At 55.6% G+C, this 18,270-nt stretch carries 21 protein-coding genes and 1 pseudogene; 9 read left to right on the forward strand and 13 right to left on the reverse strand.

Features of this window, described 5'->3' with window-relative positions; genetic code table 11:
- The first annotated feature begins 40 nt into the window (after positions 1–40).
- From msrB to J1777_RS06720, 5 genes are all read left to right on the forward strand, one after another.
- Complete coding sequence (gene msrB, locus J1777_RS06700) at positions 41–496, forward strand: peptide-methionine (R)-S-oxide reductase MsrB (protein WP_207575040.1); 456 nt, start codon at positions 41–43, stop codon at positions 494–496.
- Between the two features lie 141 nt (positions 497–637).
- On the forward strand, positions 638–1,183 hold the full coding sequence (locus J1777_RS06705; RefSeq protein ID WP_207575041.1) for a septation protein A: 546 nt from the start codon (positions 638–640) through the stop codon (positions 1,181–1,183).
- Positions 1,180–1,476: a BolA family protein gene (locus tag J1777_RS06710; RefSeq protein WP_207575042.1), complete on the forward strand. Its 297-nt coding sequence runs from the start codon at positions 1,180–1,182 to the stop codon at positions 1,474–1,476. The genes J1777_RS06705 and J1777_RS06710 overlap by 4 nt, the downstream gene beginning before the upstream one ends.
- Before the next feature lie 66 nt (positions 1,477–1,542).
- On the forward strand, positions 1,543–2,334 hold the full coding sequence (locus J1777_RS06715) for a foldase protein PrsA (protein ID WP_207575043.1): 792 nt from the start codon (positions 1,543–1,545) through the stop codon (positions 2,332–2,334).
- A gap of 109 nt (positions 2,335–2,443) precedes the next feature.
- On the forward strand, positions 2,444–3,268 hold the full coding sequence (locus tag J1777_RS06720; RefSeq protein WP_207575044.1) for a type IV pili methyl-accepting chemotaxis transducer N-terminal domain-containing protein: 825 nt from the start codon (positions 2,444–2,446) through the stop codon (positions 3,266–3,268).
- A gap of 45 nt (positions 3,269–3,313) precedes the next feature.
- On the opposite strand, the gene J1777_RS06725 is transcribed toward J1777_RS06720, so the two are convergent.
- Positions 3,314–4,210: a LysR family transcriptional regulator gene (locus J1777_RS06725; protein WP_207575045.1), complete on the reverse strand. Its 897-nt coding sequence runs from the start codon at positions 4,208–4,210 to the stop codon at positions 3,314–3,316.
- Positions 4,211–4,389: 179 nt separating this feature from the next.
- Here J1777_RS06725 and J1777_RS06730 point away from each other — a divergent pair, with 179 nt between their 5' ends.
- Positions 4,390–5,946 (forward strand): Fic family protein, encoded by a 1,557-nt coding sequence (locus J1777_RS06730; protein WP_207575046.1) that lies wholly within the window; start codon positions 4,390–4,392, stop codon positions 5,944–5,946.
- A gap of 342 nt (positions 5,947–6,288) precedes the next feature.
- Here J1777_RS06730 and J1777_RS14500 read toward each other — a convergent pair whose 3' ends face one another.
- From J1777_RS14500 to J1777_RS06765, 8 genes and pseudogenes are all read right to left on the reverse strand, one after another.
- Positions 6,289–6,525 (reverse strand): DUF1010 domain-containing protein, encoded by a 237-nt coding sequence (locus J1777_RS14500; protein ID WP_341352942.1) that lies wholly within the window; start codon positions 6,523–6,525, stop codon positions 6,289–6,291.
- Positions 6,526–6,581: 56 nt separating this feature from the next.
- Complete coding sequence (locus J1777_RS06735; RefSeq protein ID WP_242700429.1) at positions 6,582–7,859, reverse strand: RelA/SpoT domain-containing protein; 1,278 nt, start codon at positions 7,857–7,859, stop codon at positions 6,582–6,584.
- Positions 7,860–7,956: 97 nt separating this feature from the next.
- Positions 7,957–8,550: a hypothetical protein gene (locus J1777_RS06740; protein WP_207575047.1), complete on the reverse strand. Its 594-nt coding sequence runs from the start codon at positions 8,548–8,550 to the stop codon at positions 7,957–7,959.
- Positions 8,551–8,552: 2 nt separating this feature from the next.
- Positions 8,553–9,104: a hypothetical protein gene (locus J1777_RS06745; RefSeq protein WP_207575048.1), complete on the reverse strand. Its 552-nt coding sequence runs from the start codon at positions 9,102–9,104 to the stop codon at positions 8,553–8,555.
- 25 nt (positions 9,105–9,129) lie between these two features.
- The gene (locus J1777_RS14570) at positions 9,130–9,228 is read right to left on the reverse strand and encodes a DUF1010 domain-containing protein (protein ID WP_207575049.1); all 99 of its coding nucleotides are present in this window, start codon (positions 9,226–9,228) and stop codon (positions 9,130–9,132) included.
- Positions 9,229–9,417: 189 nt separating this feature from the next.
- Positions 9,418–10,125: a hypothetical protein gene (locus tag J1777_RS06755; RefSeq protein ID WP_207575050.1), complete on the reverse strand. Its 708-nt coding sequence runs from the start codon at positions 10,123–10,125 to the stop codon at positions 9,418–9,420.
- A 135-nt stretch (positions 10,126–10,260) separates the two neighbouring features.
- Positions 10,261–10,647 (reverse strand): hypothetical protein, encoded by a 387-nt coding sequence (locus tag J1777_RS06760; protein WP_207575051.1) that lies wholly within the window; start codon positions 10,645–10,647, stop codon positions 10,261–10,263.
- 179 nt (positions 10,648–10,826) lie between these two features.
- Positions 10,827–10,955 (reverse strand): annotated as a pseudogene (locus tag J1777_RS06765) (LysR family transcriptional regulator); the annotation flags it as partial.
- A gap of 240 nt (positions 10,956–11,195) precedes the next feature.
- On the opposite strand from J1777_RS06765, the gene J1777_RS06770 reads away from it, so the two are divergent.
- The 3 genes from J1777_RS06770 (at position 11,196) to mmsB (ending at position 14,998) form a co-directional block, all read left to right on the forward strand.
- Positions 11,196–12,695, forward strand: coding sequence for a CoA-acylating methylmalonate-semialdehyde dehydrogenase (locus tag J1777_RS06770; RefSeq protein ID WP_207575052.1), 1,500 nt, complete (start codon positions 11,196–11,198; stop codon positions 12,693–12,695).
- A 151-nt stretch (positions 12,696–12,846) separates the two neighbouring features.
- Positions 12,847–14,013: an acyl-CoA dehydrogenase family protein gene (locus J1777_RS06775; RefSeq protein WP_207575053.1), complete on the forward strand. Its 1,167-nt coding sequence runs from the start codon at positions 12,847–12,849 to the stop codon at positions 14,011–14,013.
- Between the two features lie 88 nt (positions 14,014–14,101).
- Entirely contained in the window at positions 14,102–14,998 is an 897-nt protein-coding gene (gene mmsB / locus J1777_RS06780; protein WP_207575054.1) for a 3-hydroxyisobutyrate dehydrogenase, read from the forward strand.
- A 92-nt stretch (positions 14,999–15,090) separates the two neighbouring features.
- On the opposite strand, the gene J1777_RS06785 is transcribed toward mmsB, so the two are convergent.
- The 4 genes from J1777_RS06785 to J1777_RS06800 all read right to left on the reverse strand — a co-directional run bounded on the left by J1777_RS06785 (position 15,091) and on the right by J1777_RS06800 (position 18,205).
- Positions 15,091–15,531 carry a c-type cytochrome gene (locus J1777_RS06785; protein WP_207575055.1) on the reverse strand — a complete coding sequence of 147 codons (441 nt, stop codon included), beginning with the start codon at positions 15,529–15,531 and terminating at the stop codon, positions 15,091–15,093.
- Between the two features lie 221 nt (positions 15,532–15,752).
- A complete protein-coding gene (locus J1777_RS06790) occupies positions 15,753–16,418 on the reverse strand; it encodes a methionine ABC transporter permease (protein ID WP_207575056.1) in 666 nt (221 codons plus the stop codon).
- Positions 16,411–17,466 carry a methionine ABC transporter ATP-binding protein gene (locus tag J1777_RS06795; RefSeq protein WP_207575057.1) on the reverse strand — a complete coding sequence of 352 codons (1,056 nt, stop codon included), beginning with the start codon at positions 17,464–17,466 and terminating at the stop codon, positions 16,411–16,413. Before J1777_RS06795 ends, J1777_RS06790 begins: the two co-directional genes overlap by 8 nt.
- 133 nt (positions 17,467–17,599) lie before the next feature.
- Positions 17,600–18,205: a hypothetical protein gene (locus J1777_RS06800; protein ID WP_207575058.1), complete on the reverse strand. Its 606-nt coding sequence runs from the start codon at positions 18,203–18,205 to the stop codon at positions 17,600–17,602.
- Positions 18,206–18,270 lie beyond the last annotated feature (65 nt).

An 18,270-nucleotide genomic window follows, 5' to 3' on the forward strand; every position in this document is an offset into this window, starting at 1 on the left:
GCGTAGGAACTTTCTCTTGGCCAACCGCTCAACATCTGCCATGCAATTTCCCATCCAAAAAACCGCTGAAGAATGGCAAGCCCACTTGGCCGCGCAGCAGGCCGAGCCGGCCGCCTACGCCGTCACCCGCCAAGCCGCCACCGAGCGCCCGTTTACCGGCCGCTTCAACCAGCACTGGCAGGCTGGCCAGTACCACTGCATTTGCTGCGGGGCGGCCTTGTTCACCTCCGAGACAAAATTCGATGCCGGTTGCGGCTGGCCCAGCTTTACCCAGGCGCTGCCCCAAGCCATTGCCGAGCGTGCCGACCGCAGCCACGGCATGGTGCGGGTGGAAACCCTGTGCAGCCAATGCGGTGCGCACCTGGGCCACGTCTTCCCCGATGGCCCAGCCCCCACGGGCCTGCGCTACTGCATGAACTCTGCCGCCCTGGCATTTACCGACAGCGCCAGCGACGGTGCCAGTGACAGCGCCACCTCCCCGAACACCTCGGCCTAAGCTCCTCCCCCACACCTCCCCACCTTCCCCTCTGCGCCACACCTGCAGCCACGCGCCCCCGCATTTGGGGGGAGCGGGCACTGCCCAGCCTAGGGCTGATCTGTGGCATGCTTGGCCCCTTCCTGCACAGCCCCTTGCGCTATGAAGTTACTGATTGATTTTTTCCCGATTGCCCTGTTTTTTGCGGTGTTCAAACTCTGGGGCATCTACCCCGCCACAGCGGTGGCCATCGTCGCCACCATCGTCCAAATTGCCTACCTGCGCTTTAAATTGGGCAAGGTCGAACCCATGCAATGGGTCAGCCTGGGGGTGATCGTGCTGTTTGGGGGTGCCACGCTGCTGGCCCAGGATGAAAACTTTATTAAATGGAAACCCACGGTGCTGTATTGGCTGATGGGCGCAGCGCTTTTGGTCGGCCAGCTTTTGCTGCGCAAAAACTTTATCAAAAGCCTGATGGGGGGCCAAGTGCAACTGCCCGACCACGCCTGGAACACCTTGAACTGGGCCTGGAGCGGCTTTTTTGCGGCCATGGGCGGCTTGAATCTGTGGATTGCCTACCACTTTGATACCGACACCTGGGTGAACTTTAAAATGTTCGGCGGCCTGGGGTTGATGCTCTTGTTTATCTTGGTCCAAGCCGTGTATATGAGCCGCTTTATGCAAGAAAAACCCCAGGATTCCCAATGAACACCCCTCAAAACTCCCCAACCACACAAAGCCCCATCGCCGTCACCGCTGCGGCCATTGAAGCGGCCTTGCGTGCGCAGCTCAACCCCAGCCGGCTTGAAGTAATTGATGAAAGCCACCTGCACGCCGGCCACGCTGGTGCCAATGGCACCGGCTTTGGCACCCACTTTCGGGTGCGCATTGAGTGCGATGCGTTTGCCAACCTGAACACCGTGGCCCGCCACCGCATGGTTTACACCTGCTTGCAAGCATTTTTCGATTCTGGCTTACACGCCTTGGCGATTGAGGCTTAATCCACCCCCATCATCTGCCCCTGCATTTCTTCTTTCACCTCTTTTTTCTTCCCCACTGAAGCTTTTATGCAAAAACACATGCTTTCCAAAATCGCCGTCGCCACTCTCTTTGGTGTAGCTGCTTGCGCAGTATCTGCGCAGAATATTGCTGTTGTGAACGGAAAACCCGTACCAGTTCAGCGCATGGAGCTCCTAAAACAGCAGATTGAAGAACGCAGTGGCCGCGAACTGCCCGCCGAGATGGAGGCGCAACTCAAAGAAGAAGTGATCGCCCGCGAAATCTTCATGCAAGAAGCCGCCCGCCGTGGCCTGGATCGCACCCCCGAATACAAGCAAAACCTGGAAATGGCCCGCCAAACGCTGCTGATTCGCGAGCTGTTTGTCAATTTTGAGAAAGCCAACCCCGTCACCGACGCAGAAATCAAAGCCGAATACGACAAAGTGGCCGCCAGCAACAGCGGCAAGGAATACCGCACCAGCCACATCCTGGTCGAAACCGAAGACCAAGCCAAAGCCCTGATTGCCGACATCAAAGCCGGCAAGAAAAAATTTGCCGATGCCGCCAAACAAGCCTCCAAAGACCCCGGCTCAGGAGCCCAAGGCGGCGACCTGGGCTGGTCCACCCCCGACAGCTACGTGCCCGAGTTCGCCCAGGCCATGACCCAGCTGGCCAAAGGTGCCATGACCGACACCCCGGTCAAAAGCCAATTTGGCTGGCACATCATCCGCATCGAAGACGTGCGCGACGGCCAACTGCCCCCGCTGGAAGAAGTCAAAGCCCAAATCAAGCAAGAGCTGGAACAGCAAAAAATGGGCAAATTCCAAGACGAACTGCGCGCCAAAGCCAAAGTGGAATAACGCCCCCTTCTGCGCCATATCAACAAGGTGTCTCTTTGTAAAAAGGGACACCTTTTTTGCTATGGGCAGCCCACTAGAATCGCGCTTTTTTGGATTTTTCACCTGCTGCATGACCACGCCCGCCCTCCTCAACCGCCGCCAAGCCTCCAGCCTGCTGCTGGGCAGCCTCTGCCTGAGCAGCCCACTGGCCAGCCCAGCCGCCACCACGCCCACCATCACCGACGCGCACGCGGCCATCAACATCGCGGGCAAAGAGCGGGCCCTGTCCCAGCGCATGGCCAAAGCGTTTTTGCAAATCGGCATGCAGGTCGATACCCAGCGCTCAACCACCGTTTTGAACACCACCATCGGCACCTTTGACCGCCAGCTGACGGCCCTGCAAGCCTTTGCCCCCACCCCCACCATTAAGAACACCTACCAAGAGCTGGCGCAAAACTGGAAAGCCTACAAAACCGCGCTCAACACCGAAAACCCCAAGCCCGAAAACGGCAAAGAAGTGCTGGCCCTGTCAGAAATGATGCTGCGCCTAACCAGCCAAGGCGTTACCCAGCTTGAAGCGCACCTGGGCACCGCCTCAGGCCGCCTGGTCAATCTCTCGGGCCGCCAGCGCATGCTCTCGCAGTACATCGCCAAGCTCTACCAAGCCCAAGCCTGGGGCATTGCCGACAGCGCTACCGGCCAAGCCATCACGGCCGCCCGGCAAGAATTTGCCCAGGCCCACCACGCCCTGAGCGCAGAAACAACCAACACCAACGCCATTCGCAGCGCCCTCAGCCTAGTAGAGCCGCAATGGGTATTTTTTGATAAAGCGCTGAACAAACCCGCCCTGGCCGGCAGCAAAGAAAGCCTGGACATCGCCACCACATCCGAACGCATTTACGAACAGCTGGACCTTATCGCCGGGCTGTACGCCCAAGTGGGTGCAAAGAAGTAAAGGCGTAAAAGCGCAAAGAGGCAAAGGCGCAAAAAGGCAAAGGGCTTACGGCAACAACCGCCCTTGCTGCTCGCGCACCACATCTTTTAAAAACCGCCACACCGCCTGAATGCGCGGCACGGCCTTGGCCTCCTGCGGCATGCTCATCCAAAACGTGCGCGTAAAGCGGGCCTGCTCGGGCAACACGCGCTGCAGCGTTGGGTCGCGGTCGGCCATAAACGCGGGCAGCACCGCCAGCCCCACACCACAGCGCACCGCCTCGTACTGCGCCACGATGCTGGTGCTGCGAAACACAAAGCGCTCGGGCTTGAACACCTGGTCCAGCAACTGCAGCTCTTTAGAAAAGAGCAAATCGTCCACGTAATGCACAAAGCCATGGTGGCGCAAATCCTCGCTGCTGCGCACCAACGGCAAACGGGCCAAATACTGGCGCTCGCCATACAAATACAAGTGGTAATCGGCCAACTTGGTCACGATGACCGAGCCGCGCTTGGGGCGCTCCAGCGAAATCACAATGTCCGCCTCGCGCCGGCTTAAATGCAGTAAACGCGGCAGCGCCAGCAAATCCACCGAAAGCTGCGGATAGCGCAGCGTCAGCCGCGCCAACTGGTTGGCCAACAGCACCGTGCCCAGCCCCTCGGTTGCGCCCACGCGCACCAAGCCGGCCGGGTGGTCATCATCCACCCCCTCGGGCAAGGCCGCCTGCTCCACCCCGCGCACCGCCTTTTCCATGGTCTGCACCGCAGGCAGCAACTGCTGCCCCGCCTGGGTCAGCTTGAACGCCCCGGCATGGCGCACAAACAGCGCCTGGCCCATAACCTTTTCTAAAGCCCGCAAACGCCGCGCCACCGTGGTGTGCTCCACCTGCAAGAGCCGCGCCGCCCCGGCCAAAGAACCTGCCTGCACCAAGGCAGCAAAAAAACGTAAGTGATCCCAATCCATGGCCAGAGTGTAGCGGTGCTTGACGGCAGATTATTTATCTATAAAAACAGGCCAAAAGGCTTACCACGCAAGCGCAAGCAGCTATTTTTATAGGAGTAAACCTCAAGAAACTATATCGTTTTGGTGTAAAACCACCGTTTTTTTATCAAAATAATAGAACTTTTAGCAAAATAATCTTTATGGCAAACCAACTCTTAGGCTTTCAACACTTGGCACAGCAGCACGGTATTGAACTGGTGCAGCCCCTGTTCAGCCTGAGCCAGTTGGGCGCGGTGCGCCAGCGTGCTCTCTCGCCACAAGGCGAAACACTCACTTGGCCCCCCCAATACGCGCCACCCAACCACTTTGCTGGCCATTTCGAGTTTGGACTGAAGTACGAGCGGCTGAATCTGGAGTTTTGCTCGCGCCTGTTTGCCCACCTGGGCCCCGCCGACATCACAGCGTGGGTGCAAAACGAACCCACGGGCCGCTATGCACGGCGCACCGCCTTCTTGTACGAATGGCTCACGGGCCAAACGCTCCCGGTGCCCGACACCGCCGCCAACGTGGCCTATGTGGATGCCATTGATAGCAGCAGCTACCTCAGCGCCCCCAAGCCCGAGCGGGTGCGCCGCTGGCGCATCAACAACAACTTGCCGGGCACGCCAGCGTTTTGCCCCATGGTGTACCTGGGGCCAGATGCGCAAAGAGACTGGCTCTTTGACATCGCCGCCAGTGTGCAAGCGCTGGATGCGGCTTACGGCCCAGAACTCTTGCTGCGCAGCGCCGCCTGGCTCACGTTCAAAGAATCTCGGGCCAGCTTTGCCATTGAGCACGAAGCCAATAAAACCGACCGGGTGCAGCGCTTTGCGGCCGCCATCCGCCAATTCAGCGGGCGCATGCCAGAGCCTCTGGCCACCCCGGCCCTGCTCACACTGCAAAAAGCCGTGCTCGGCGACAAAGCCCTGCGGCTGGGCATCCGCCAGTCGCCGGTGTTTGTGGGGGAAAACAGCTTCCGGGCACAGGTGGTGCATTACATCGCCCCCGATTGCGCCATGGTGCCCGGCATGCTGGCGGCACTGCAGGCGTATGAGCTCAAAACCCGTGGTGCCCTCCCCTTGGCCAGAGCGGCCGCGCTATCGTTTGCCTTTGTCTATCTGCACCCCCTGGCCGATGGCAATGGGCGGGTACACCGCTTCCTTATCCACCACCTGCTGGCTGCCGATGGCGCCGTCCCCGCCAATTTGGTGGTTCCGGTGTCGGCCACCATTGCCGGCAGCGCCAAAGGGCGGGCCGACTACGACAGCGCACTGGAGCTGTTTTCTCGCCCCTTCATGCGCCGGTATGCAGATGCCTACCGCTTTGGCCCACGCCGCACCTGCCCCGATGGGGTGGAGAGCAATTTTCAATTCTTGCAAACCGAAGATGCCCAACACGCCTGGCGCTACCCAGACTTAACAGGCCAAACGCATTACCTCAGCGCAGTACTGCGCCACACCGTGGAGCACGACATGGCCGCAGAAGCGCAACTGCTGCGCCAGTACGACAGCGCCCTGCAAGCCTTGAAAACCGTCATAGAAATGCCCGACGCCGATGCCGACCGCATCATCCGCTCACTCAAGCAAGAAAACTGGGCCATCAGCAACAAGCTGCGCAAGGCATACCCCCAGCTCTTCCAAGAAGACGGGCCATGGTTTGACCTGCACGCGCCCATCATCCAGGCCGTGCGGGCGGCATTTGAACCGGAAAAAGATTAAGGAATTTTTATCCCCAGCAGTACCCAGCCCTCAGGGGGAATATCGGGAGAGTGTTGGATGCTGCAGTGGGGCATATTATTTTTTGGCTGCAAAATCTAACGAGAAAATAAGTCGAACATAATATTCAGATCGGTTTGATCTGCAGGCTATAAAAATTATTAAATTGGCCAAGCACTTCAATGGCAATGCACGCTGCCAGCTTTTCTGTCCATATGACAGCACTTACCGGGAGGAGACGACTTTCTACATCCACCGCCATGAGCCCAAGCCGAATTAGATGAAATGACGAAAACCATAGCGGCAAGAAAAATTTTCATTTTTTATTAAAGACTAACGAAAAAGCTAAGCCGACCGCCGAAGGCGGGTCGGCTTGAGCGCCGGGTTAGACCCAAAGCGCAAAAAAGAATGTGACCGTACGGGCCACGGACTACGAAAATCAGAGCTGCCAGCGCTTGCTATACAAGGGCTAGGACCCAAAAATTCTTGAAACTGGCCCTCCCCACGCACGCGAAGCCCAAGTGAACGCCAAATACCCAGCGAATGAACGCTTGCGAGGGTAAATGGCGTTTGGATATTCATGGGCTGAAATGAACAGGAATAAATGCGGCCTCTCGACGGACTTGTAAGCCAATAGATCACGATACAAGCTTGTCAATTTCAGCTCTTGCTTTGATATTCAAGGATACCGGGCCTCCGGCATACTCGCGTAAAAGCAACCCTTGTTGGACGAGCTTGTCTAATGTGGCATCAAGATTGTGGACTTCTCTGCAAAAATGATTACGCAGAGTTTCTTGCGCAACTGATTTTTGCCCCCAAAAATGTTTCGTGTAGAGTTTGAGAAGAACTTGGCGACTAGATACATCAATTGCACCCACACTCCTAAAACCCTCAATAGACTCATCCAGATTTTCGAGTATTTTTTCGTAATCTTCAATTCCGAAGTAATGGCTGTGAGTCTTTCTCACCGTTGCAACGTGAGATGAACCAATCAGAACCACTTCGAAATGCTTTTCCGCTGGGAATTGATTTTCGTAGTGAACATAAGCCTTGATAGCTTCATCTGGGGTTTTTCCAACAATATCCCAACTCACAAATTTTCCTGAACTCCAATCAAAGACGATAATCCAATTATTGATTGGACTTGAGCTTCTCCTTTCTTTCTCGGTAAGAGTAAGAATAATATCTTCATTTACATGGCTATCAATGGCTTTTGATAAGCTATGTTTTCGAATAATTCCCTCAGCCTCTTTCTTTGCCACATCAATTTCTAGTCGAAAACGAACCGACGGGGTGCGGCCAGATTCAATTTCAAAGAAGGCGTCAGACAATTTCTGAAAGTATGAAATGACTCTCTCATCACCTTCACTTTCTTTTAAATGGCGTCCGTAAATTACCGAGGTGCGCTCAATACTTTCTGCCCAGTAATGCTGAATCCGACTTCTAAGCTGAAGTTCCAATTTCTTTCCACTGCGCTCAAGTAGTAGGTGTACTGAGCGATAGCCAGTAATGTCTCGCCCCTTCTCCCGATAGTCCGTAATGCGTACAAGCTTGAGTTCTTCTGTGCTTTCTATCTTTGCCTTAAGAAATGAAATGATTTGATCAACCAATTCATTTTTCTCAACAATTATTCGACATCCTCCGATGTCTTGGAGTTGCGTGAGTCGGACACTGAGACGATTTAGCTTTCTTATTATTTGCGGCTTTCGCTTCAATCGTTGGGCTATGTAGTAATCATGGCCATATTCGTTAAGCCATCTCTGGAGTTCCAGTGTTGTTTCGGATAGCGGCTCAAGGTGTGACTTTCGATATTCGTCGAAGACGTCTTCGAACTCAACCATTTCTTCGACATTACGGAAGCTGTCTTTCGCAAACGCAATTCCCGCCCTGTCAATTTTGCTTTTTGTGAGAGCCAACGAAATTTCTCCTAGTAGCTAACGTCCCTGCTAACCGGCGCCGAAGGCGTCCGAGTTGAGCGCAATGTTAGGCCAATAAGCGGGTGAAAGATATAAACTATTTTGCTCGACGCAATCTATTTGCTTGCGCTCTTTGTTCAAGACGTTGATGCCAGTCTCTTCCTTTTTCCCCGCATCGGTCACGAATTGCCGCTTTTAATTCTGCTGTTTGCGCATTCAGACGCTTTACCTCTGCGAGTAGGCCATCTCTTTGCGACTCCATTGTTTTCTTGTCCTCTAAAACCTTGCCTATAAAATCATTCAGTGATCTGATTTCTGTTAAGTATTCATTCTTCTGTTCTCGGGTTGAAGTTTCTAGTTTTGATTTCAGTTCATTTTTCTTTGTGAATGCTTGATTAAGAATTCTGATTATGGCACCAAAAGAGTCTCTGGCGTCATTTAGAAGTTTGTATGCACTATCAGCAACCCTGTGAGAAGAAAAATGAAGATCAGTTAAAAAATGAAAATCATAAGATTGTTGTGCCTGTTTAAGATGAACTTCAATGTTTTTTCGATGTTCTTCGACAGTCTTTTTGACTTCCTCGCGTTTTGACTCCCAATTTCTGCGTGCGGCTCTTTCTCCTTCGGATGCCGACGACATGATTGCCGCCACAACTCCAACGGCTACGATCGGGGCGATTACCCAAAACATGGTTAATCTCCGTAAGAAAGCAAACGATCTGGCATTGAAATGGGAGGCAAACTTTTCACAAGAACATCTAAACTTTCATTTGCCTTTCCGCCAAAAGCAGAAAGTTGTGAAATAAGCTCAGTTGCCATATCTTTGTAGATTATTTTATGTTCGGATGAGGTATTATTGGAAAGTGCCATCTGCGACGCACGTTCAGCCATTTTTAATACCTGCATTCTTTCAATGTGAAGTAATTTCAACTCACCTTGAACCGTATCATAAAATCGATCAATTTCAAGACGCCTCTGAGATAGTTCCTCCATTTTTAATTTGTAAGTTTTATCTAGGGCATCATGAATTACGCCTGCTTGCGCCTTTACTCGTTGCATCTCTGCGTCAAGGCGTTTAGTTTCAAGGCGATAGGCTAAGGTTCTGGCATATGCCTCTGCTACGAAACCAAGAGGGTTAAATGCCTTTGCCACCGTGACCCAGTTAGCTTCTGTTTGAACTGGGTTAGGGGCGTCAATGGAGTCAATCGTGACTCCACTAGGTTTTCTGGGCTTTCCTTGTGACATACGATGATCCTTGTGATGAAAAAGCCTAACGGGCGAGGTAAGCCGACCGCCGGAGGCGGGTCGGCTTGACTGCGCAGTTAGACCCATAAGCTAAAGCAGGAAGTGTTGAATTGATGACGGGCACGAACCGTAAAAAAAATCACAGCACCGCAAAAATGATAGCTACTTGCGCTTGCAATTATGCAACCACCAACTACCGTAGTCAGCGCTGCAAAGTAAATCACCCATGCAAGCGATGAAACAGTGGCATCAGAGTCATCCGGATTTGTTCAAGAGGAGAGTATATTATCATCCGGAATGCGGAAATTATTTTTTATTTCATTACGAAACGGTACGCTTTCACGATTAGAAAAGCAAAGAATGAAATAACCAAGAATGCAACCAAATACAGAGAGCTAACGATTAAATATTCCTTAAGGAATATTTCTTTCTGCTTAGCTGCAGCGGAGATAATAGAGGTATTCAAGGATTTTATGAATTCTAATGAATCGCCTTGAGGCATTACTTTAATCGTTGATGCCCCAGATTCGAAGTGGCAATACAGCGATAATTCAAAGGTGTCTTGATTGATTTCTACGTCCCAGCAAGTAAGCAAAAGTTTACCTTTATCGAAAAAAGAGGGAGTCTTGTTTCTGCTTAGCATTAATGCTGCATTCTCTCCCAAAAGGATTTTTATGCTCTCGGGTTGAGGTTGCAATCCCAGGTTCACAGGATTAATGTGGGTTATGGTTACATCTTTCAGATATATGGGTTCTACGAGTGCATGCACAAGAAATTTTAAAAAGCCTTTTTCCTTGGAAAATTTGTGACCATACATGACATTTATCCATTCATCTCTGTCACGCATGGCACTCTGATTGGCACCGTCATACTGGTCAATCCAAGTGCAATAATTTCCGTATCGACAAACTATATCTCCTTCGATTCTGTCTGCTACTACATTTTTTGCAGTAATGACGCCAGCAATAATGAGCGGTATGAAGCAAACCAAGAAAAGCTTCAAAAATCTCTTTGTATTCATGATAAATTTAAACGACTTATCTGAGTGTAACTAACGTTGGAATTCAGGGCGACCTGTGGCAGGCAAAGCCTGACACTGGGTCGGCCCTGGAATGAGTTGTTAGGCTGCATTGCGCGAATGGCGGCCAGCTATAAGCTAGGGTGCAGCCCTACGGATTTTCTGAGCTGAAAGTGTTATATGTAGCATGAGCGCCCCCTCATCTACTCCTTTAAGAGGATTCTCTCTACACCAGTTATCCATCCACGCAAAGGCTTGATCTGCTGATGAAAGCTCGGAAAGCGGGTCATATGCAGAGTTTGGCTTTACGCTAAGAGAGTTGAACATTTTGTTTAAGCCAGACAGATAGCCCATAAGCCACACATCCGAACCGGGGCGAGATTTTTTGATCCACTGCCCGCAGTCCGGAACACCGAAGCTGGTGGTGTAGTAAGACTGCTCACTTGAAGTTCCAGCGTTATCTTGTGCTACGGAATGGCCAGATACTGATAGAGCGAGGAATATGGCGAGCAGTGCTTTGAGCATCGAAGATCTCCGTTTGCAGCTTAACTAGAATTAGGCAGCCTAATTTCTCAAAAATCAGACCGCCTATTACAAAAAAATTTCCCTACCTCCCTCTGAGAAAAAATTAGGCACCCCTAAAAAATTCCAGACGAAGCACCTGCCCATCATCCAAACTTTTGTTACACCCGCCTTACAAAACCTTACTTCACCCATTCCCCTTGCCGTTCGCGCACCACGTCTTTTAAAAAGCGCCACACGGCCTGAATGCGGGGCTCGGTTTTGGCTTCTTCGGGCATGCTCATCCAGAAGGTGCGGGTAAAGCAGGCTTGCCAGCAAATCGCCCACGCAATGAATAAAGCGGCGGCGGCGTAAATCGTCACTGTACGCCACCGCCGCAAAAAAGCGCCAATGATCCCAATCCATGCGTGGCAGTGCATCTGTGCTTTTTTGCAGATAAAAACTGCACAAACGCCTATTGCTCTATCAAATTTGCACACTACCATGGGCTTATCGATTTTGTTTATCCGGCTTTAGACCGGTTTTTTTCACCCTCCAGGAGACATTGCGCAATGAGCATCCCTACCGTCAAGCTACTTATCAACGGCGAATTTGTTGAATCCAAAACCACCCAGTGGCGTGATGTGGTGAATCCCGCTACGCAAGAAGTGCTGGCCCGCGTGCCTTTTGCTACGCAGGACGAGATCAACGCCGCGGTGGCTGCGGCCAAGGAAGCGTTCAAGACGTGGAAGAAAACCCCCATTGGTGCCCGCGCCCGCATTTTTTTGAAGCTGCAGCAGCTGATTCGCGAAAACATGGGCGAGCTGGCCGCGCTGCTGACGGCTGAACAGGGCAAAACCCTGCCCGACGCAGAGGGCGACGTGTTCCGTGGCCTGGAGGTGGTGGAGCACGCCAGCGCCATTGGCAATCTGCAGCTGGGCGAGCTGGCCAACAACGTGGCCGGTGGTGTCGATACCTACACGCTGCTGCAGCCGCTGGGTGTGTGCGCAGGGATTACGCCGTTTAACTTTCCGGCGATGATTCCGCTGTGGATGTTCCCCATGGCCATTGCCACGGGCAATACCTTTGTGCTCAAGCCGTCTGAGCAAGACCCGATGGTGACCATGCGCCTGTGCGAGCTGGCACTGCAAGCCGGGATTCCGGCCGGGGTGCTGAACGTGATTCACGGTGGCGAAGATGCGGTAAACGCCATTTGCGACCACAAAGACATCAAGGCGATTAGCTTTGTCGGCTCGACCCACGTGGGCACGCATGTGTACAACCGCGCCAGCCTGAACGGTAAGCGCGTGCAGTGCATGATGGGCGCAAAAAACCACGCCATCGTGCTGCCCGATGCCAATAAAGAGCAAACCCTGAACGCCATTGCCGGTGCCGCCTTTGGCGCAGCGGGCCAGCGCTGCATGGCCCTGCCGGTGGTGATGCTGGTGGGCGAGGCGCAGCAGTGGCTGCCCGACCTGATCGCCAAAGCCAAAACCCTGAAAATCAGCGGCGGCAATGAGCCGGGCACCGATGTGGGCCCGGTGATTTCGTGCAGCGCTTTGAGCCGCATTGAGGGCCTGATTGAGCGCGGCATTGCCGATGGTGCCAAGCTGGTGCTGGATGGCCGCAAGCCCACCGTGCCCGGCTACGAAAAGGGCAACTTTGTCGGCCCGACCATCTTCAGCGGCGTGAAACCGGGCATGAGCGTGTACGACCAAGAAATTTTTGGCCCCGTGCTGTGCGTGGTCGAGGCGGCCACGCTGGATGAGGCCATTGAGTTCATCAACGCCAACCCCAACGGCAACGGCACGGCCATCTTTACCCAGTCGGGCGGCGCAGCCCGCAAGTTCCAGGAAGAGATCGACGTGGGCCAGGTGGGCATCAACGTGCCCGTGCCGGTGCCCGTGCCGCTGTTCTCGTTCACTGGCAGCCGCGCCTCGAAGCTGGGCGATCTGGGCCCCTACGGCAAGCAGGTGGTGCTGTTCTACACCCAGACCAAAACGGTGACAGCCCGCTGGTTTGACGACAGCACCCTGGGCCACGGCGTAAACACCACCATCAGCTTGAAATAAGCCCTGCCACCTAAGAACGTGAACACGCTCTAAGAAAGCGCCAGGTGCAGCCTGCCCTGCCCTGGCGCTTTCGCCCCAAGATTTATGCACAAAATCAGGCTCTAGCCCTTTATTTATAAGCGCTAATAGCTATTAAAATTAGGAGACCTGTATGGATTTTGAACTCAACGAAGACCAACGCGCCTTTGCCGATACGGCGCGGCAGTTTGCCCAGGCCGAGTTGGCCCCGCACGCTGCGCACTGGGATGCCGAGGGCATCTTCCCGATGGAGGCCATCGCCAAAGCGGGCGAGCTGGGCTTTTGCGGCCTGTATGCGCCCGAGTGCATCGGCGGCCTGCAGCTGCCCCGGCTGGATGCCACCTTGGTGTTTGAGGAGCTGGCGGCGGTTGATCCCAGCACCACGGCCTTCATCACCATCCACAACATGGCGACCTGGATGCTGGGCACCTGGGCCACCGACGAGGTGCGCGCCGAATGGGGCGAGCAACTGACCAGCGGCCAAAAACTGGCCAGCTACTGCCTGACGGAACCGGGCAGCGGCTCGGATGCGGCCAGCATCAAAACCCGCGCTGAACTGGTGGGCGGCGAATACGTCATCAACGGCAGCAAGGCGTTTATCAGCGGCGCAGGCAGCACCCAAGTGCTGGTGCTGATGGCGCGCACGGGCGATGCGCAGTCGGGCGCAGGCGGCATCAGCGCGTTTGCCGTGCCGGCGCATTTGCCGGGTATCAGCTACGGCAAAAAAGAAGAAAAAATGGGCTGGAACAGCCAGCCCACGCGCACCATCAGTTTTGACAATGTGCGCATTCCCGCCAACCACCTGCTCGGGCGCGAGGGCGAGGGTTTCAAAATTGCCATGAAGGGGCTGGACGGCGGGCGCATCAACATTGCCACCTGCTCAGTGGGCGCGGCGCAAGGGGCTTTGGCCCACGCCCAGCGCTATATGCAAGAGCGCAAGCAGTTTGGCAAACCGATTGCGGCCTTTCAGGCGCTGCAGTTCAAGCTGGCCGACATGGCCACCGAGCTGGTCGCCGCGCGCCAGATGGTGCGCCTGGCTGCCAGCAAGCTCGATGCCGGTGCCCCCGATGCCAGCACCTATTGCGCCATGGCCAAGCGCTTTGCCACCGATGCGGGCTTTACGGTGATCAACGAGGCGCTGCAGCTGCACGGCGGCTATGGCTACATCCGCGAATACCCGCTAGAGCGCCTGCTGCGCGATGCCCGCGTGCACCAAATTTTGGAAGGCACCAACGAGATCATGCGCGTGATCATTGGCCGCAGAATGCTCGATGGCGATGCGCCAGAGGCCATTCGCTAGCATTCAGTCGCCAATGGCGACTGAATTTCCGTCGCCAAGCCAGCCTCTGCATTCACAACACCAACCATCCACCAACAGGAGACACACCATGCAAATCGGATTTATCGGCCTGGGCCACATGGGCGGCCCCATGGCCATCAACCTGGTCAAAGCCGGCCACAACGTCAAAGTGTTTGACCTCAGCGCCGCCGCCATCGCCAGCGTGGTCGCGGCAGGCGGCCAGGCGGCCGTCAGCGCCCAAAACGCGGTGCAAGGCGCAGAAGTCGTCATCAGCATGCTGCCCGCGAGCCAGCACGTTGAAAGCCTGTACCTGGGCCGCGAAGGGCAAATTGGCCTGCTGGCCAGCATGACCAAAGGCACGCTGGTGATTGACAGCTCCACCATCGCCGCCGCCACCAGCCAAAAGGTGGCGCAAGCTGCGCAGGCCGCCGGTATTGACTTTATTGATGCCCCTGTCTCGGGTGGCGTGGGCGGTGCCGTGGCCGGTACGCTGACCTTTATGGTCGGTGCCAGCGCAACGCAACTGGAACGCGCCCGCCCGGTGCTGGAAAAAATGGGGGCCAACATCTTCCATGCGGGCGATATCGGCGCGGGCCAAACCGCCAAAATCTGCAACAACATGCTGCTGGGCATCTTGATGATCGGCACCAGCGAAGCCATGGCCCTGGGCGTGGCCAACGGCCTCGATCCCAAAGTGCTGGCCGAAATCATGCGCCGCAGCTCGGGGGGCAACTGGGCCCTGGAAAAGTACAACCCCTACCCTGGCGTGCACGAAGCTGCCCCGGCCAGCAAGGGCTACGCCGGTGGCTTTGGCACCGATCTGATGCTCAAAGACCTGGGCCTGGCGCAAGAAAACGCCACCGCCGTCAAAGCCAGCACCCCCCTGGGCGGCCTGGCCCGTTCGCTGTACGCTGCGCACAGCCTGGGCGGGCATGGCGCAGAAGACTTCTCCAGCGTGATCAAGATGCTGCAAAAACAGGGGTAAAACCACCGCCGTTAAAAACAAAACAGCCACCGGTTTGTGCCGGTGGCTTTTTTTATGGGGGAAGGCGCATTCAGCCGTTCGCATTCATCGCATTAGTCGCGTTCGAGCATTTTCTTCATGGCTTTTTTGGCCTTGATGTCTTGCTCCAGGCGCTCGGCAGCCTCATGGCGAATGCGATGCATCATGGCCGCATCCGGGGCTTTCCAGTTGCCGCCCGAGGCACTGGCCATCCAGGCGACGGCTTGGGCAAAGTCATCCAGGGTCAGGTCGGGCGCACCGCCTTGTGCAGGCATGGCCCGCACGCCTACCCAGGCATGGGCGGTCAAGATAGCCTGCCCTTCGGCAATCAACGGTGCCCAGGCTTTGGCATCGCCAGGCTTGGGGGCCGAGGCCACGCCATTGACATGGCAAGCAGCGCAGGTTGTTTCATAAATTTTTTTACCCACGGTGTCTGCGGTATTGGCGTTGGCCAAGGGCACGGCACAGGCCAGCAGCCATGCGCCAAGGGTGGAAAGCAAAACGGGTTTTTTCATAACAGTGCGTGATGGTTGTGGCACCAGCAGTGCCAAGATGGGAAAAAAAGAGAACAGCAAGGCATCTGTGCAGATGCGCTATATCCATGATGATTGTATGGTCATAACCATCCCACCGTGCGATTGACCCGCCCTACCAAGAGCACTGCACGCTTGAATAAAAAAGGTTTCAGATAAAAACTTATCTGAAACCTTTTATTTATGCGCGGAAGATGCTCTTTTTATCGATGGCTGATACGCCGCACCAGCCAATCACCAAAGCTTTGGATCAGCTGCACAAAGACAATCAAAATCACCACCACGGCCAGCATCACATCGGGCAAAAAGCGTTGGTAACCGTAGCGAATGCCCAAATCCCCCAGGCCGCCACCGCCCACGGCACCGGCCATGGCGGAGTAGCCGGTCAAGCTGACCAAGCTGATTGTCAGTGCCGCCACAATGCCGGGCATGGCCTCGGGCAGCAGCACCTTGCAAACGATCTGGCTGGTGGTTGCGCCCATGGATTGGGCCGCTTCAATCAGGCCGGCATCGACTTCGCGCAAAGCGGTTTCCACCAAACGGGCAATAAAGGGGGCCACGGCCACCGTCAGCGGTACCACGGCCGCCCAGGTGCCAATCGACGTACCGGTGATCCAGCGGGTAAATGGGATGATGGCCACCAGCAAAATAATGAAGGGCGTGGACCGCGCCGCATTCACCAGCCCGCCCACCACCACGTTCAGCGGGGTGTTTTCCAGCACGCCGCCCTTGTCGGTCAAACGCAAAAACACGCCCAGGGGAATGCCAAACAGGCCGCCCAGCAGGCCCGAGACACCGACCATCAGCACGGTCTCCCACAGGGCTTCGGCAAAGAGCTCCAGCATCATTTCAGAGAAGTTTTCAAACATGGCGACCTCCTTGGGGCTGTTGGCGCACCTGCACGCCGTTGCGCTGCAAATAGGCGATGGCGGCCGTAATCTGCGCCGGTGGCCCGCTGGCAAACACGGCCAGGGAGCCAAAGGTTTGGCCCTGAATGTCATCAATCTGCCCGTGCAGGATGGACAAGTCCAGGCCCAGCTCGCGAATCAAGTGCGACAGCACCGGCTGGTAGGCCGAATCGCCCGCGTACGACAGGCGCAGCAGTTGCCCGCTTTGCCCGGCGGGCAGGCCCAGGCTGAGGGCCTGCACGCGCTGTTGCACGCTGGCGGGCAGCTCTTGCGGCACGATTTCGTCAATCAGGCTTTGGGTGATGGCTTGCTGCGGGTTGGTAAACACGTCCAGCACCGCACCCAGTTCGACCACTTGCCCGGCCTCCATCACCGCCACGCGGTCGGCAATTTGTTTGATGACCTGCATTTGGTGGGTAATCAGCACCACGGTCACGCCCAGCTCGCGATTGACCTGGCGCAGCAAATCCAGAATGGAGCGGGTGGTTTCGGGGTCCAGGGCGCTGGTGGCCTCGTCCGAGAGCAGCACGCGCGGGTTGCTGGCCAGCGCCCGGGCAATGCCCACGCGCTGCTTTTGCCCGCCGGAAATTTGCGCTGGGTAGCGGTTGGCCAGGTGCGCCAGGCCCACCAGCTCCAGCAGCGGGGTGATGCGCTGGGCGATCTCAGCCTTGCTCACCCCGGCCAGCTCCAGCGGCAGGGCGGCGTTGTCAAACACGGTGCGCGAAGACAGCAGGTTGAAGTGCTGAAACACCATGCCAATCTCTTGCCGGGCTTGGCGCAGTTGGGCATCCGATAGTTGCAGCAAATCGCGACCATTGACGATCATCTTGCCGCTGACCGGGCGGTTGAGCAGGTTCATGCAGCGCACGAGCGAGCTTTTGCCCGCGCCACTGCGCCCAATGATGCCGAAAACCTCCCCCGCCTGGATGTGCAAGTTGATATTTTTCAGCGCGTGTACCGGGCCTTGTGGGCCGGCGTAGGTCAGGGATAAGTCCTGAATGTCGATCATGTTTGTTTGAATCCACGCCCGCAACTGGGCGCAATTAAAAAAGCCTACGGCCAATGAAAAAAACCCGCCATCATGCCCAAAAACAGCAGCGCTGCCCTGGGGCAGCGCAAAAACTCAGGTTTTCGGGGCGTGTTTACCGATCAGGCCGGTAGCTGTGGTCGTGCTGGTAGGTTTGGTCCATGAAAATGCCTTTGAGGCCCAGCGCCTGCTCTTTGTCCGTCCCTTTGTAGATTTGCTGCAACCAGCGCTTGACGGCATTGGCCGCTGGGCTGGCCTTTTCGCCGGTTAAAAAGCTTTCTTCCAGCACGTGGCCAGCGCTGTGTACGCGCACCAAAGCGCCGCGCGAGAGGGCCAGGCGCTCCAAGGTTTCAATGGGCACTTGAAACACCACCTGGTTGGGCTGCGGCTGCTCAGCGGCCAAAGAGCGCACGCGCATGGGGCCGTAGGGGCGGGCATCAAACTCAATCATCTCCACCGGGGCATGTTGCCCACGGGCAAAACCCACGGTCAGCAAGGCTTGCTTGGGCTTTTCCGCCGTCCAGGCCAACCCTAGCGTGGGGCAGCGCAACGGGTTGCTGCAATCGAGGGGCAGGGGCGAAAACTGTGCAGTTTGCGCTTCGCCCTGGGCATTGCGCGTGATCTGCACCTCACCCACTTGGTTCTGCGGCTTGGGCGCACTGGAACAGCCGACCAGCGCCAGGGCGGCCACCAATACGCCGCTTGCTATTTTTTTTGGCATCAGATTCTCCCGAAATAAGGGTTTAGTGTCGCATTGATTGACGCACAACAAACCTTACTGGAGTA

This window comes from Comamonas denitrificans (genome assembly GCF_017368815.1).
Classification (GTDB): Bacteria; Pseudomonadota; Gammaproteobacteria; order Burkholderiales; family Burkholderiaceae_C; genus Comamonas; species Comamonas denitrificans.